11 protein-coding genes are annotated in these 15,317 nt (G+C 71.0%); 8 read left to right on the top strand and 3 right to left on the bottom strand.

Going from position 1 to position 15,317, the window contains the following annotated elements; genetic code table 11:
- From WMF33_RS26150 to WMF33_RS26180, 7 genes are read left to right on the top strand one after another with little or no spacing between them, the layout of a single operon-like run.
- Nucleotides 1–795: a hypothetical protein gene (locus WMF33_RS26150; RefSeq protein WP_437322383.1), complete on the top strand. Its 795-nt coding sequence runs from the start codon at nt 1–3 to the stop codon at nt 793–795.
- Nucleotides 792–1,112: a hypothetical protein gene (locus tag WMF33_RS26155; RefSeq protein WP_437322384.1), complete on the top strand. Its 321-nt coding sequence runs from the start codon at nt 792–794 to the stop codon at nt 1,110–1,112. Before WMF33_RS26150 ends, WMF33_RS26155 begins: the two co-directional genes overlap by 4 nt.
- The gene (locus WMF33_RS26160) at nt 1,109–2,119 is read left to right on the top strand and encodes a hypothetical protein (RefSeq protein ID WP_437322385.1); all 1,011 of its coding nucleotides are present in this window, start codon (nt 1,109–1,111) and stop codon (nt 2,117–2,119) included. Before WMF33_RS26155 ends, WMF33_RS26160 begins: the two co-directional genes overlap by 4 nt.
- Nucleotides 2,112–2,516, top strand: a complete 405-nt coding sequence (locus WMF33_RS26165) for a hypothetical protein (protein ID WP_437322386.1) — start codon at nt 2,112–2,114, stop codon at nt 2,514–2,516. The genes WMF33_RS26160 and WMF33_RS26165 overlap by 8 nt, the downstream gene beginning before the upstream one ends.
- Nucleotides 2,513–6,433, top strand: coding sequence for an NAD(P)-binding protein (locus tag WMF33_RS26170; RefSeq protein WP_437322387.1), 3,921 nt, complete (start codon nt 2,513–2,515; stop codon nt 6,431–6,433). The genes WMF33_RS26165 and WMF33_RS26170 overlap by 4 nt, the downstream gene beginning before the upstream one ends.
- On the top strand, nt 6,430–10,182 hold the full coding sequence (locus WMF33_RS26175) for a protein kinase domain-containing protein (protein ID WP_437322388.1): 3,753 nt from the start codon (nt 6,430–6,432) through the stop codon (nt 10,180–10,182). Before WMF33_RS26170 ends, WMF33_RS26175 begins: the two co-directional genes overlap by 4 nt.
- Entirely contained in the window at nt 10,179–11,624 is a 1,446-nt protein-coding gene (locus WMF33_RS26180; protein ID WP_437322389.1) for an NAD(P)/FAD-dependent oxidoreductase, read from the top strand. Before WMF33_RS26175 ends, WMF33_RS26180 begins: the two co-directional genes overlap by 4 nt.
- A gap of 119 nt (nt 11,625–11,743) precedes the next feature.
- Here the strand turns inward: WMF33_RS26180 and WMF33_RS26185 are convergent, their stop codons facing one another.
- The 3 genes from WMF33_RS26185 to WMF33_RS26195 form a co-directional block, all read right to left on the bottom strand.
- Nucleotides 11,744–12,886, bottom strand: a complete 1,143-nt coding sequence (locus WMF33_RS26185) for a hypothetical protein (RefSeq protein ID WP_437322390.1) — start codon at nt 12,884–12,886, stop codon at nt 11,744–11,746.
- Nucleotides 12,883–13,698, bottom strand: a complete 816-nt coding sequence (locus WMF33_RS26190; RefSeq protein WP_437322391.1) for a hypothetical protein — start codon at nt 13,696–13,698, stop codon at nt 12,883–12,885. Before WMF33_RS26190 ends, WMF33_RS26185 begins: the two co-directional genes overlap by 4 nt.
- An 84-nt stretch (nt 13,699–13,782) precedes the next feature.
- Nucleotides 13,783–14,568 carry a hypothetical protein gene (locus WMF33_RS26195; protein WP_437322392.1) on the bottom strand — a complete coding sequence of 262 codons (786 nt, stop codon included), beginning with the start codon at nt 14,566–14,568 and terminating at the stop codon, nt 13,783–13,785.
- A gap of 579 nt (nt 14,569–15,147) precedes the next feature.
- Between WMF33_RS26195 and WMF33_RS26200 the strand changes: the two genes are divergently transcribed.
- Nucleotides 15,148–15,276: a hypothetical protein gene (locus WMF33_RS26200; protein WP_437322393.1), complete on the top strand. Its 129-nt coding sequence runs from the start codon at nt 15,148–15,150 to the stop codon at nt 15,274–15,276.
- The last annotated feature ends 41 nt before the right edge of the window (nt 15,277–15,317 follow it).

Below are 15,317 nucleotides of genomic sequence, written 5' to 3' on the forward strand. Positions count from 1 at the left end.
ATGTCGATTCGAAAGGACGGCCTGGCCGAGGCCCAAGACGTCGATATTCAGGCCATTTTCGAGGCGCTCTGCCGCGTCCAGAGCGGGGCGAGCGCGAACGACGGCCCCGAGGCGCGGCTCGCGAGGTTCGCGCGCGAGGCCGGCGCGCCCGGGGCTGCGGGCGGCGCGCGCGAGGCCCGCGCGCCCAGGGCTGCCGGCGACGCGCGCGACGGCGAGGACGAGTTCCCGGATTTCTCGGTCGACCCACCCGTGGCGGAGCCCCTGGAGATGCCGGCGGAGCCGTCGATCGGCCGCGAGCCTCGGGCCGGCCGCGGACTCGATCCCGGCGCTGGCGCCCCGCCCGGCGGCGAGCGGGACGCGATCCTGGCTGCGCTGCTGGGCGCGCTCGGCGACTACCAGCGCCTCCTGGTCCGGTATAGCCGCGAGTTCGACGAGGCGCTCGCGAGGCGGGCCCGCGGCGAGGCGGAGGCCGGCGACGCCGTGCTGGAGCGCCTGCGCGCGGCCCAGGCGCTCCTCGTCAAGTACCCCATCGCCGGACAGGCGGCCTTCCATGCGCTCGTCCGCGAAGGCCGGCGGTTCTCGGAGACCGACGAGGGTCGTTCCTGGAAGCGGCGCCTCGCGGGCTCTCCGCTGCTCGCCCGCGCGCGCACGCTCTTCGAGGGGCTGTCCGGCGGGATCGTGAGCGAGGAGGGCGGCGCGGTGCCCTCGGCCTACGTGGACGCGTTCCTGCGCGCCCTCGATCGCGATCTCGAGGGTGTGCTGTCGGACCTGGGCGGCGCCGGAGACCGGCCGTGAGCGTCACCGTGCCCGAGCTCGATTTCGACACGCACGACGGGTTCCTGCACGCCGTGCTCGGGCTGCTCGGCGCGAGCCGGGAGATCGCGTCCCTCGCGGACGCGGCGGCCGCGGCGGGCGGACGAACCGGCGACGGCGGGCCGGTCTCCGGGGACGGCGAGGCGGAGGACGCGGTGCTGCTCGCGCTGCTCGGGGTCCTGTCGCTGAGCGGGCGCGCGCAGCGGATCGCGGAGACGTGGGCCGAGGGCGCGTCGCCCCCGGAGGGGCCGCCCCCCGCGAGGGTGCCCGTCCGGCCGGTGGAAGATCTCCTCCGGTGAGCCTCTCCGCCGCGCGACTCAGCGCCCTCGCCGCGGACGCCGACCCGTGGCGCGGTCCGCCGTTCGAGCTCGAGGCCAGGCGAGATTACAAGGAGTGGCAGCACTTCGTCGTCTTCGGCGAGGACTGGACGTTGCTCTTCAACCTCAGCCTGGAAGGCGGCGGCGCGGGAAAGGCGATCACGGTCGTCTGCCGGGACGCGTGGCGGGGGCACGTGGCGCGGTGCCCGAGGCCCGAGGTGCGCCCGGGCCGCATGGACGCGACGTTCGATCGGGCCGCGATGCGGTGGCGCGGCGGCCGGTACGAGATCGTGAATCACGGAGACGGCGCGCGGATGGAGGTCGTCCTCGCGCCCGCGTCGGTGCCGTCGCTCAGCCACGACATCCGCCTCGGGCCCGGGGCTCACCTGAGCTGGTGTCTCGTGCCGCGGCTCCTGGCGTCGGGCTGGGTGGAGATCGAGGGACAGCGGCGCTCGTTCGAGGGCAGGCCCGCGTACCACGACCACAACTGGGGTCGATTCCGCTGGGGCGGCGATTTCTCCTGGGAATGGGGCTGCGCGGTGCCGAGCGATCCGGCCGTCCCGTGGACGGTGGTCTTCTCGAGGATGAACGATCGCGCCCGCACCCGGACGACGGCGACGAGCGTCTTCCTCCTGCGGGGCGGGGCCATCGTGCGGTATTTCCGGAACGCCGAGGCGCGCTTCACGACCGAGGGCGCCGTGGAGGCGCGGCCTTCGGGGCGCGTGCCCGCGGCGGCGGCGCTGCTCTTGCCGGACCAGGACCGCGACGTGCCGCGGTGGACGCGGTTCGAGGCGAGCCGGGGCGGAGAGTCCCTGTCGGGGGAGATCGAGGCGGGCGTGCGCGGTCAGATCCTCGTGCCTTCCGAGATGGATATCCGCGGCGTGGTGCGGCTGAACGAGGCCCACGCGCGCGCCCGGATCCGCGGCGTGTGCGCCGGAGAGGCGGTCGAGCTCGACGGCCCGTGCCTCCTGGAGGTGGTCCGTGGCTGAGCCGGTGACGGGCACGCTGCGGCGGGCGCTGCGCTTGATCGCGGCGCGGCAGCCGGAGGCGAGCGCCGCGATGGCGGGCTGCCTCGAGGGGCTCACGGTGTCGGTGGACGTCGCGTCCGAGCCGGCGGTGGCGCTCGGCGGGGCCGGGCGCGAGGTGGTCGAGGTGCCGTCGGCGAAGCGGGCGGATATCCGGATCTCGACGGACCGGAGGAGCATCCGGGCGCTTCTGTCGGGGGAGCGGACGCTGAGCGAGTCGCTGCGGAGCGGGGCGGTCGGCCTCGCGGGGAAGGTGGAGGCCCTCTCGAGGGGACTCCGCGCGTTCGAGGTGTTCGTGGGAGCGCTGTTGCGGATCGACGAGGCGGAGGAGCTCCGCCTGGAGCTGGAGAGCGGGGAATGAGCGGCGAGGGAAAGAAGAACGAAGAGAGGCCGAAAACGGCCACGGATGTCGTGCGCACGCTGCGCACGAAGCTCGACAAGCGATTCCAGTTCCTCGAGTTCTGCTTGCGAACCGGGACGCTCCCAACGCCAGGCGGCAGGCAAAAGCAAGAGATATCCGACGTGCTCCGCGACAACGAATGGCGGAGGCTCATCCTGGATGCACTCGACGAATTCGAGCCCAAGAATTCGCTCTCCGGCTCGGGATTCGACCATGACATCCAGCTGAAGAGACAGAAGAGCGCCCCTGAAGAACACGACCCGAGCGGCGACGAGCAAGCCGTCGATGCCATGCGGACGGCCGCCCGCGCGGAGGACCTCGTAAAGCGTTTCACACAGCAGCAGCTCATGTATCTGTTGCTCTGCCAATGCCATCCCAGCCCCACGGCCCCGAACGTCTCTCTGGCGCACATCAGAGCTCGGGTCCGCGAATGGTATGCCGCCATTCCCGGCGAGATCCTGGCTTTCTACGACGCTGCACTGCTCGAGTTCCTGGCGGATCGAGGGCTCGCCGGGGACATGGTGGAGCGCATGTACCAAACCAGCCTCAACGAGGCACGTGCACGCGCCCACAGGATGCGTGAGCACGACAACAAAGCGGCGGACGGGCGTCCCGCTGCCTCGGAGTGGTCCCAACAATCCGCTGGCCTGATGATATACATGAAATACGACTGGAAGGTGCCAGCCCGTCGTGATCTCGAGCGGTTCCTGGGAACCGCCTTCTACTCTTCGGAAGATCGACTGAGCCCGTACTGGTACCTCCTCCAGAGACCGAACGCCATCCTCGATTCCGTGGGCGCTCTCTTGAAGAAAGGGAGCGTGGTCCTGGTAGGTTGGTGCCTTACACTGTTCCAGGCGACCGAATCCATCTCCAAAACCAGCCCGAGTCCCCGGGCAGGAGGGGGGGGAGGACGGTGGTTCTACGAGCCGAACCGGGTCCTCGGCTTCCTCCTTGCCGCCCGTTACGCGCTCGGCGCCGCCTGGCGCGCCGGGCCCGATCAGCCAGACGCCGAAAAGGACGAGAGAGCGGCGGGCATCCTCAAACAGGGGTTAGACCTCTTCATCGACGCTTCCCTGCAGAACCCCGAGGATGATGACCCCACGTCAACGGAGCTTTCGAGCACCTTCGGCCAGAAGCCCGCGCCGCTGAAGGTAAGCGAGCACATCAACAAACGCTCAAGAATAGAGCGCGTATGGTGGAGATCATTTCAATGCTTCGGCAACGACGCACCCGCACGACTTGAGCAGTGGTTCGATCCCAACGCGCGGAAGGACTGGAAAATTTATAGCTCGCTCAACGCAGCGCGCCGAGGCGATCGCACCGCCGTGATCGTGTACGGGGCCGGAATCGCAGGGCTCACGGCAGCCCACGAGCTCGCGGAGCGCAACTTCGATGTCCACGTCATCGAGGCTGCGCCGTCCGATCCACGGCGAATTACGTGGCGGGATCCTGGCCCTGACATCACGCCTGACCCTCAGGTGGGGGGCATGGCTCGGACGCAATGGGACGTCCTGCATGAACACAATAAAAAAGGAGCTCGCCACCCAAAACCAAGAGTAGCGCCCGGCACGCTTGTCCCGGGAGAGCATGGGTATCGTCTCTTCCCCAGCTTCTACCGGCACATCTTCGACACCATGAAGCGTACGCCCGTCGCCGAACCAGGGCCCGGGCACCGTCCCACGGCGTTCGATCAGCTCGAGCCCACGTTCCGCCAGGTATTCGCCACGCGCAAGGGCTTCGTCCCGCTCAGCCGCGAGCGCCCGCGCAGCCTGGAGGCGTTCCGGACGGAGTACATGCGCCTCACACAGGGGCTCGGGTTCAGCCGCCGGGACCTCGCGAGGTTCTTCTTCAAGCTCGTCCGCTACCTGATGACGTGCAGCGCGAGGAGGGAAAAGGAGTACGAGGGGATATCTCTGTTCACGTTCTTCGGCGCAGATCAGAAAGGCTTCTACTCCGAGCCGTTCGTCGAGGCGATCCGGGCCGCACCGCAGGCGCTGGTCGCGATGGACGCAGAGCACTGCGACGCGCGCACCCAGGCCAACGTGTACCTGCAGCTCCTGCTCGATCAGGTGCTCGGCGGACAGTACACGGACAGCATACTCTCGAGCCCGACGAGCCACGCCTGGCTCGTTCCATGGCGCAAGCACCTCGAAAAGAATCTTGGAGTCAAGTTCCACCAGGGTGAGCTCCTGAGCATCACTGAAAAGAACGGCAAGCTGGACGTGCGGGTCCGATGGCCGGAAGGCAAGCTCCCGCGCGCCGCCTACCACGTCGTCGCAGTCGACGCCGTCGCAGCCGAGCGGGTGACTCGATGGTGGAGCTCCACCGAGATGGGTGGTGTCCCACACGACGGCGTTCCCCGGGAGCTACGAGGATTCACCAGCTACGTCACGATACAGCTGCCTGGCGGGCTGGAGCGCTACGAGATCGCTGTCACCTACACGCGCCCGCTCCTGCCGCAGGAGGCCGACGACAAGCTGCGAAGCTTCCTCCGCCGCGTCCAGGCTGCCGAGGACGACGCCTCGCTGGAGCAACGGGAGCGGTCCGTGTTCCGCTCGGTGGCGTATGCGACCGGTCACATCGTTGAAGAGCCGGAGGGCGTACCGGAGCTGCGCATCTATTTCTGGTTCGACCGCCGGATCGGTCCGCGCGAGATCAAGGTCCTGGAGCGTGTCCTCCGCAGCTGGGCGCGACCCGGGGAGGGTGTGCGGCTCACCAGCGAGACCGCGCAGCGGTTCCCGCAGGCGCAGCGCGTGACGACGCCGCGCCTGCCCGAGCAGCGGTACGGCGACGCGGCCGACGACCGGCTCCAGACGTTCACCGGAGTCCAGTACTACTTCGGCCACGACTTCAAGCTCGTACGCGGCCACGTCTATTTCCCGAACACCGAGTGGGGCCTCTCTGCCGTATCGCAGTCGCAATTCTGGGTCGGCAGGCACTTCGACGGCATCGTTCCACAGGTCCGTGGTGTCCTGTCGGTGGACATCGGAAACTGCAGCCAGCGCTCCTCCTTCACAGGAAAGAGCCTCATGCAATCGTCCCCCTACGAGATCCAGAAAGAAGTCTGGCGCCAGATCAAGGACAGTTTGCGGACGACCCGCGGCCCGGCCGCGCCGGTGACGAACCTTCCCCTCCCGGAGCCGCTCTATTACCATCTGGACTCGAACCTCGTCTTCGCGTCCGGCGTGCTGCGCGCCAACCGCACCCCGTTCTTGATCAACAGGGTGGGAGACTGGGACAACCGGCCGCGCTGCAAGCCGTGGGTGCCCGGCAGGAGCAAGCTCGGCGACGGCGACCGCACGGACCGCACCGGGGTCTGGCAGGCTCCCCACGGCGGCTACCGCGTCCACGCAGACAGCGTCGTGTTCTGCGGCTCGTACATGCGCACGTTCACCCGCATGAACACGATGGAAGCCGCCAACGAGTCGGCGCGGCACGCCGTCAACGCCATCCTCGACCACATGGCCTCCACACACAGGTCGGAGGATCTCGAAAAGGCCGGCATCACCGGCGACTACTGCGACATCTGGGACATCGAGGAGCACGAGCTCGACGATCTCGCCTTCTTCAAGCGCGTCGACGAGATGCTGTTCCGCGCCGGCAAGCCGCACATCGCCGACATCCTCCAGTTCGACAAGATCGCCGACGTCGCGCACCCGGATCCGAGCCCCGGCCAGTCGCTCCTCGCCGCGCTCGGGGCCACCCTCAAGAACGACTGGGGCGCGGACGCCAACGACCTCGCCGGCAGCCTCAACGGCCTCATGGAGATCGTCCGCGCCAGCAAGGACCTCGCGGGCTCGCTCGGCGGCGACCCGCCGAACCTGCAGAAGCTCCTCTCCCTGCTCGGCAAGGCCGGCCCCGGGAAGCAGGCGCCGTGAACGCCACGCCCGTCGCAGCGCCCGTCGGCGGGCCGTTCGACGCCGGAGGGCGCTACGTCGTCCGGGAAGTCCTCGGCTCGGGCGCCTTCGGGATCGTCTACCGCGTGCTCGACCAACGGTGGAACCAGGAGGTCGCCCTCAAGACCCTGCTCGACACCACGCCCGAAGGACGGCAGTGGCTCAAGGCGGAATACAGGGCCCTGCGCGATATCGTCCACCCCAACCTGGTCCGCCTCCACGAGCTCCACATCGAGGGCGAACGGTGCTTCTTCACGATGGAAGTCGTCCCGGGCGGGCTCCCCTTCACCGACCGGCTCGGCCTCGACCCGAAGGCGCCCGACGAACACCAGGCAGCCGCGATCCGCCGGATCTGCCTGGCAGGGCTCCAGCTCGCCGAGGCGCTCGCGACCGTGCACGCCTCCGGCAAGTCGCACCGCGACGTGAAGCCCACCAACGTGCTCGTCAGCGAGGAAGGACACGTGACCCTCCTCGACTTCGGCATGGCGACTCCCGTGTCGCGCGCGAGGCTGCTCGACACGGCCCGCGGCGTCGTGCTCGGCACCCTGCCCTACCTCGCGCCCGAGCAGTACTGGGATCCGAAGCCGCTCCCCGCCTCGGACTGGTACAGCGCGGGCCTGGTCCTCTACGAGGCGCTCGTCGGGCGGCTCCCGTTCGGAGACGACCCCTCCGACGAGATCCTCGCCAAGCAGCGCTTGCCCCCTCCGCCGTCGAGGCTCGCGCCCTCGATCCCGCCGGGGGTCGATCGGCTCGTGCTCGGCCTGCTGGAGCCGGATCCAGGCCGACGCATGCCCGTCGCGGAGGTTCTGGACGCGCTGCACGAGCACGCCGAGGCGCCGCGCGCCCGTGCCCGCGGGCTCTCGCTCGCGGCGGAGGCCGAGCTCGACTTCGTGGCGCGCGAGGCGGAGCTCGGCGCCCTGCGCGACGCCTTCGCCGCGGCCCAGCAAGGCCAGCTCGTCACCGTGGACGTCGTGGGGCCCTCGGGCATGGGAAAAACCGCGCTCGTCCGGCGGTTCCTGCGGGATGTCCAGAGCGCCGACTCCATCCCGCCGCTCGTGCTGGAAGCGCGGTGCCACCCGTACGAGTCGATCCCCTACAAGGCGTTCGACGCGGCGATCGACGATCTGGCCCGGTACTGGCTCGGCCTCGACGAGGCTGCAGCGGCGGCGCTCTGTCCGGCCGAGGGCGCCGAGGCGCTGGCCCTGCTCTTCCCCGAGCTGCGGCGGGTGCCCGTCGTCGACGCGAGGGCGCGGTCCGGCGAGGTCCGCGGCGACCCGCGCGCGCTGCGCCAGTCCGGGTTCGCCGCGCTCCGGGTCGTGCTCGCGCACGCGGCCGCGCAGCAGCCCGTGCTCCTCTGGGTCGACGACGCGCAGTGGGCGGACGCCGACAGCATCGCGCTCGTGGAGAGCGTCTTCGGCGGCGAGGACCCGCCCCCCGTGGCCCTCGTCGTGTCGCGCCGCCCGGCGAGCGAGGCGCCCCACCCGGCGCTGCTCGCGGCCCTCTCCACCGCCCGATCCAGGGGGAAATCGCTCGAGATCGAGCTCGCGCCCCTCGGCGCGGGCTCGGCCGTCGCCCTCGCGCGCGCGATCACCGGCCGCGCGGGCGCGGGCGCGGAGGCCGTCCTCGCGATCGTGGAGGAAGCGGGCGGCGTGCCGTACCTCGTGGCCGAGCTGGCGCACTTCGCCGCGGCAGCCCGGACCGGGGAAGGCCCCCGGGGGCTCACGACGACGGCGACATCGCTCCTGCAGGAGCGCATCCAGGCGCTCTCGGACGAGGACCGCGCGCTGGTCGAGGTCGCCGCGCTCTCCGGGGCCGCCCAGAGCGCCGGCGTGCTGCTCGAAGCGGCGGGGAGCCGCGACCGACGGCGGCTCCGGGACCTGTGCCTGCTGCGCCTCCTCCGGTGGGCGGACGCAGGCGAGGAAGAGACGCTCCAGATCTACCACGATCGCCTGCGGGAGTTCGTCGCGGGCGCGCTGCCCGAGGACGTCAGCGTCCGGCGCCACGCGGCGCTCGTGTCGGCGATGGAGGCCGCGGGCTCCGACGACGCGGAGCGGCTCATGGCGCACGCGCTGGCGGCCGGCGACCGGCCCCGGACGCGCCGCCATGCGATGACCGCGGCGCGGCGCGCCGAGGCGGCGCTGGCCTTCGAGCAGGCGGCTCGCCTCTACCGGATAGCGCTGGAGCACGCCGCCGGCGACGCTCCCCGCGCGGACCTCCACGCCCTGCTCGCGGAGGCCCTGTCCAACGCCGGACGGAGCACCGAGGCAGCGCCCGAGTTCGAGCGCGCCGCCCGGGCGCTCGCGGAGGAGTCTCCGCGAGAGATCGAGCGGAGAGGGCTCTTCCGGCGGAGGGCGGGCGAGCAGTACCTCAAGGCGGGGCGCTTCGACGAGGGCCTGCGGCTCATGGAAGCGTTCCTCGGAGAGTCGCGGGTCCGGCTGCCGAAGTCGGGGACGGGCGCGCTCATGGTCTCGGCCGGGCATCGGCTGCGGCTGTACCTGCGGGGCTTCGACTTCGAGGCTCGGCCGCCCGGGGACATCGCTCCGAGCGCCCGCCGGCGGCTGGACGACCTGTGGGCCGCCACGACCGCCCTGTCGATGATGGACCCGGTCCGCGCCGACGGCGTCGGCCTCCTTCACTTCCTCGAAGCCCTGCGCGAAGGGGAGTCCGCGCATGTCGCCCGGTCGCTCGGGTACGAGGCGGCGTTCGCGGCGCTCATCGGGGGCGAGTTCCTGCGCGCGAGGTCGCGGGACCTCGTGCGCCGGAACGAGCGCGTCTTGGGCGGCGGAGGCGCCCCCTACGAGCAGGCCTTCTACCTGCTCGGCGCCGGCTCTTCGGCCTTCTTCCACAGCGACTGGGACCGGGCGGCGAGGCTCTGCGACGCCGCTGCGGCGCAGTTCCGCGCGGAGTGCCGGGGGGCGGAGTACGAGGCCGCGGTGGCCATCGTGTTCGGCTTGCAGGCGCTCGGCCAGGCCGGCCGGGTCGGCGAGCTCGTCGCGCGGATCCCCGCCGCGATCCGCGAGGCCGAGGCGCGCGGCGACCTGTTCGCGGCCAACAACTACCGGGGCGGGTTCCACGGCGTCGGGCGGCTCGCGGCCGGCAGGGTGGACGAGGTGGCGGCCGATCTGCGCAAGGTCGTGGAGACCTGGAGATCGGGTTTCTACCAGATGCACGCGTATCATCGGGTCTTCTCCGGCGTCGCGCTCGACCTCTACGTGGGCAATCCGCGGTCGGCCGTCGCGCGCATCGAGGGGGACTGGCCGGAGCTGCGCGACGGCCTGTTCCTCCGGATGGAGCTGCCCGCGATGGAGCTGCGGTGGACCCGGGCGCGGGCGGCGCTCGCGCTCGCGGGGCAGAGCGGCGGGCCGGAGCGGCGGGCGCTGCTCGGCCGGGTGAAGGAGCTCGTCCGGGCGATCGGCCGGGCCACGGCGGCGGCGTCGCGCCCGCACGCGTCGCTGCTCCTCGCGGGCCTCGCCGCGACGGAGGGGCGGAGGGGCCAGGTGCAGGCGCACCTCCGCGCGGCGCTCGCGGGGTACACGGCGGCGAGGATGGCGATGCACCGGGAGGTGGCGCGCTGGGCGCTCGGCAGGGTCGCCGGCGGGCCGGAGGGCGCCCGCCACATCGACGAGGCGGGGGCCTGGATGTCGGCGGAGGGCGTCCCCGACATGGCGCCGCTGGCGAGGGCGATCGCGCCCGGGGTCGAGCGGGCGTTCGGCGGCCCGGGGGTCGCGTGACGGTCTATGACGTGGTCATCGCCGGCGCCGGGCCCGCGGGCAGCGCGCTCGCGATCGAGCTGGCCTCCGAGGGGTACGCGGTGCTCCTCTGCGACGCCGCCCGCTTCCCCCGGGACAAGCCGTGTGGAGATTACGTCAGCCCGAGGGGCCTCGCGCGCCTCGAGGCGCTCGGCTGCGGGGAGGCGATCCGGCGGCTCGAGTGCCTCCCCATCCGCAAATCGCGGCTTTACCTGAACCGGGATCACCTGGTCTCCGGGGTGTTGCCGCGCGTCGCCGGTCTGCCGGCGCACGGGCACGCCATCCCGCGCAAGGAGCTCGACGATGTCCTGTTCCGGCGAGCGGTCCGGGCGGGCGCGGAGGCGCGGGAGTCGTGCCGGGTGACGGGGTTCGAGGCGACGGCGCGCGGGGTCGTCGTGAGCGCGACGCGCGAGGGGAAGGCGTGCCGCGTCGAGGGCCGGCTCCTCGTCGGGGCGGACGGGGCGACGAGCGCGGTCGCGAACGCGGCGGGCCTGCGGATGAACGACCCTCGCTACACCCTCGCTTCCATCCGCGCGTACGCGCGCGGCCTGACCCTCGATCATACGCTGATGTACTTCGACGAGCGGTATTTCCCCGGGTACGCCTGGGTGTTCCCCGTGCGCCCGGGGCTCTGCAACATCGGCGTCGGGATGGTGAGCGAGCCGCTCGTGCGGAGCGGCCTCAAGCTGGGCGACTTCTACGCGAAGCTCACGAGGCTGGTCCACCACCTGGCGAGCTCGAAGGGCGCGCGTGTGGAGATCGGGCCCCAGCGCGGGTGGCCCATCCGGAGCTACGGCGGCGCGACGAGGAACCACTTCGAGCGCGGGCTCCTGATCGGGGAGGCAGGCTGCTTCGTGGACCCCATCAACGGAGAGGGGATCCCGCTCGCGCTCTCGAGCGCGCACGTGGCGGCGCGCACCGTCCGCGCGGCGTTCCGGGAGGGGCGCTTCGGGAGGGATTTCCTCGCGCGCTACGAGGCCGACTTCCGCGCGCATTTCGACCCGGATCTCGGGATCAGCGATCTCGCGGTCACCATGATCCGCAACCGGCACCTGCTTCCGGTGTGGCTCGCCATGTTCCGGACGATGAGCCTCACCGCCCAGAAGGACGCGCGCTATGCGCAGGTGACGGGGGGGATCCTCGGCGGCGTGATCGCGGCGCGGGAGGGGATCACCCCGGAGATGTTCGTGCGCACGCTGGCGCACGGGCCCGGCTTCTGGCGCGAGGCGCTCGGCGCCTCTGCGCCCGACGGCCCCTCGGGCTGGCTCGCCGGCGGGGCCGCGCTCCTCGGGTTCCAGGCGTCGCTCGCGCGCGCGATCCGGGAGGACGGGGCGTGGCTGTATGGGTGGGCGAGAGAGGTGCACGCGAAGCAGAAGAAGCTCGGGATCGCGGCGCTGCGAGGGCTGTCGTTCGGGGGGCGCTAACCCGGAGATCGAGCGGGCCTGGGCTCGCGCCGGCGCCTGAGGAGAGGGCTCCGTGCCGGCATCGGCGCGGCGGCCTCGGTCGCGAGGCAGACGAGCGCTCCCGCGATCCGGGCCAGCGACTAGCGAGAGCCCGGCAGGCTGAGCTCGATCTTGCCGAATTTGCCCGGATCCAGGCGGTTCTGCGCGATGTCCAGGGCGCCGCCGTCGATGCGGACCTTCGTCTCGGGCCGGAGCATCAGGAATCCGTCCCCTCCTGGGCGCTTCACCTGGATCTTCAAGGAGACCCCGTCCAGCGCCTCGCGGTAGGCTGACAGGCTCGCGTCGCCCTGGCTGGACATGGTCTTGAGCCAGCGGAGGCCGCTGAGCGATCGATCGAACAGGGCGAAGTCTGCCTCGCTGACGCCGAGGATCTGCGCTTGTTTGATGCGCTCCCTGCCCTCCTCGTCGAAGGCCTTCTTGAGCTGGTCCAACTCGCTCGCCGACGCCGGATCCGGCTTCTCATCCTGCGCCGCCATCGACAGGAGCAGGGAGGACTCCTCGAGGGGGAACCAGGACGCGAATTTCTTGAAGACCTCCGGCGACGAGAGGGCCCGCCCGAAGAGCTCATCGATGTCGCCGGCAGCGACATCGATCGGCGTCTCACCGAGGATGTCTGCCTTGTCGTCGCCGAGCTGACGCTCGATGAACTCCCGGTAGAGCTCGGGCTTGACCTGGACACGCCTTCCCGACTCCGTCTCCAGAAAGAAGCGCCGGAAGGCCTCCCCGCGGACCTCGATGAGGTATGCGCTGTCCAGCGTGCGCTCGTGGTGCGAGCCGCTCCCGCCGAGCCCCGGACCGCGTTGCGGTGCGTCCTTCGTTGCGCCGTTTTGACCGCCGTGGCCCCCGCCTACCGGCCGGGAGTCCTCGATCCCGAACGCCCTTGACGCGGCTTTGCAGATCGAGAGGCCCGACCTCATGTTCCGGATCGTGTCGTCGTGACCCGCGATCATCCTGTACACCTCCTCCTTGATGGGCGCAGGTTGCGTATTGGCAGCCTTCCGTACGGCCATCCCGTGTGCCTCGGCGGACGCGACCTCCGCCAGCGCGTCGGTGCACACCGCTTCGTGGGCACCCAGTTGGACGAGCGAATATGCCTGGCGCGCTCGGCTGACCTGCTTTGCGTAGGACGCGATGAGGGGCTTCAAGTCGTCCGCTGCCCGGGGGGAGGTGCTCAGCGACAGCACCAGGAGCGACGACGAGAATCCGAGGAACGCTCGTTTCATTGTGAGCTGCCCGCCTGCTGCTGTTCCAGCAGCTTATCGAGGTTGGTGTAGTCGATGGGCTGCGGGTCCGCGACCGGGGGCGGCTTCGCAGGGGTCTCGCCGTCCGCGACGCTCACTTCGCCGAACGCGACCTCGCCCTCCCGGGTGAGCGCGACCGTCAGGACCACGGCTCCCAGGAAGAAGCAGAAGACACCGGGAGAGGTCGACCGGAGAACGATGCTGGAGGCGTCGTCGCGACCGAACGCGAAGTGGAAGGCACCCCGGATCCCCATGACGAACAGCGAGAATCCGATGGCGAGGAAGGCGAAGCCCGCCGCCATGCCCACCACCAGGATGGTCTGCTTGTTCGTCACGAACTTGAGATGCGCGTCGGCCTCGATGGCGCGAGCGAGCAAGATGGTCTCGTTCGCCCCCATCCCGTCCCGTGCCTTCGCGACCGCCTGGCCGACTACGCTCATGTCTGCGGCGGAGGAGGCCGGGGTCGCCGCCGCCGCGCTGGAGGTCACGACGGCGCGGCCCGTCGCCGCCGAGATGGCGGCGTTCGCCGCGCGGGCCATCCACCAAGCGCATCCCATATTGAGCAAGAAGATGACCACGCCCACCGAGATCCACACGTTCGCCCAGCGGTCGATCGTCTCGTTGCCCTGGCCTTGCTTCGGGTCCTTCACCCGCCGCCCTGGCGCCGCCCCGCCGCTCTCCGGCGCCGCACCGCTGGCCGCTCGTGCTCTGTCGCCCGCGGGCACCTCAGGCGGCACGCGGACCGTCTCGCCCTTGTCTGACGGCGGTTTCACGCCCTTCGGCTCGCCGTTCACGGAGCCGACCGCTCCTGCCTCAACGCTCATTGCGCATTCTCCTTGTCCGTCGCCCGGTCGCGGTGCTCTCGTCGAGGCGCGGCACTAGTCGATCATCCGGAAAGCGTACCGGACATCGAACGTATTGTGGCCGCCGGCGTCCGCCGCGCGCGCGACGAACTCCTGCTTGCCCTGTCCGGTGACCCAGTCGGGCGTCTCGCCCGAGGGCGGGACCACGCGCCACCTCGTCTGGCCAGGCGCGCCTTCGCCGTTCAGCTCGACGACGAACCGGTGCATGTCGAGGTACTCGTCGCTGTTGTTCTTCGCGACGTCGACGAGCAGCTCGACGACCGGCAGGATGCTCGTCCCCACGGCCACCCACGGCGACGAGGCCATGCCGGCGGCCGCGATCGCCCCCTTGAGCACCTGCTGCCAGTTGTCCTTGAGCCACCCCTCGAGCCGAGCGCGCGACGCGGCCTGGTCGGCGTGCGACTCCTTCCACACCTTCAGGAGATACGCGAGCGTGCTGTTCGAGAACGCGGCCCGGACCTTCGCCGTCGACCCGTCCGACTCCCAGTGATGGTAGTCGATGACGAACCGGATCCTCTTGCCGCTCGCGAAGGCGTCGTCGGGAAGGCCGAAGATGATCTGCGGATCGACCACGGTCCTCGCCTCTCTCTCCCTGAAGCTCACGCCGTCGTCCGGTCCACCGCGCGTGCTGAAGCCGAGCCGCGACCAGCTCGACGCCGGCCTGTCGGCGAGCGGGACGAGCGGGTCGATCTCCGAGAGGTGCCACGTCTGGTAGAGCTCGACGCGCCTGTTGAGCGGATCGAACGGGTGATCCTGGACCTTGTGCGCCTTGATCTCGTGAACCGTGAAGTGCATGAACATGGCTTCTTCCTCCCTAGCGTGACGGGTGCACTGCTGGTGCCGGCGCGGCCGCGCTGAATTGTCGATGTCCCCTCCGGCGGGCGCCGGGCGATCCCGCGCCGGCATGGCAGCCCGCAGAGGAGAGAGCGGCGACCTGGCCACCTCGCTCAGCGTGCTCAGCAGCCGGCGTGCCAGCGCGGGCGCGGATCCGGCGCGGGCGGCGCAGGGGGCGTCCTCGGGCGCGAGCTCCGCGCAACCGGCGTCGATCCGCGGCGCGAGCGGCGCCGCCGTCGCGCCGTCCCTCAGGCTTCGCGGCGCCTCGGGTGTCCACTGCAGTGGACAGCCGGTCCAATGCAGTGGACCGTCACGACGCAGCCTGCGCCTCCCGCGTCCGGCCGCGGCCCGCGTTACTCCATGCCTCCGACCGGCGTCGCTCGGCGTCCGGCGGCGAGGCGCCGGGAATGACCGCTTGCGGTCGCGGAACCGGTCGAGCAGCGCGAACATGCTTGGTCTCGCCGGTCCCGCGGCGGACGCTGGCCCGTGGGCGCGCGGGCGAGGGCCGGTCTCGAGCGCGATCAACGTCTCGTGGAGGTAAAGCGCATGCACCAGCGATCTCGATGGGCACTCTCCTTGCTGCTCGCGGCGGCCTCGGTGGCCACGGCAGGGCCCGCCTACGCCGACGTCACCATCTCGGGGGACGTCACGCCCGGCAACCCGAGCGATCCGTAGGACCTCGGGCCCAACCCCCTGCGGATCGGCAGCGCCAGCGA

This window comes from Sorangium sp. So ce394, assembly GCF_051474665.1.
GTDB lineage: Bacteria > Myxococcota_A > Polyangia > Polyangiales > Polyangiaceae > Sorangium > Sorangium cellulosum_D.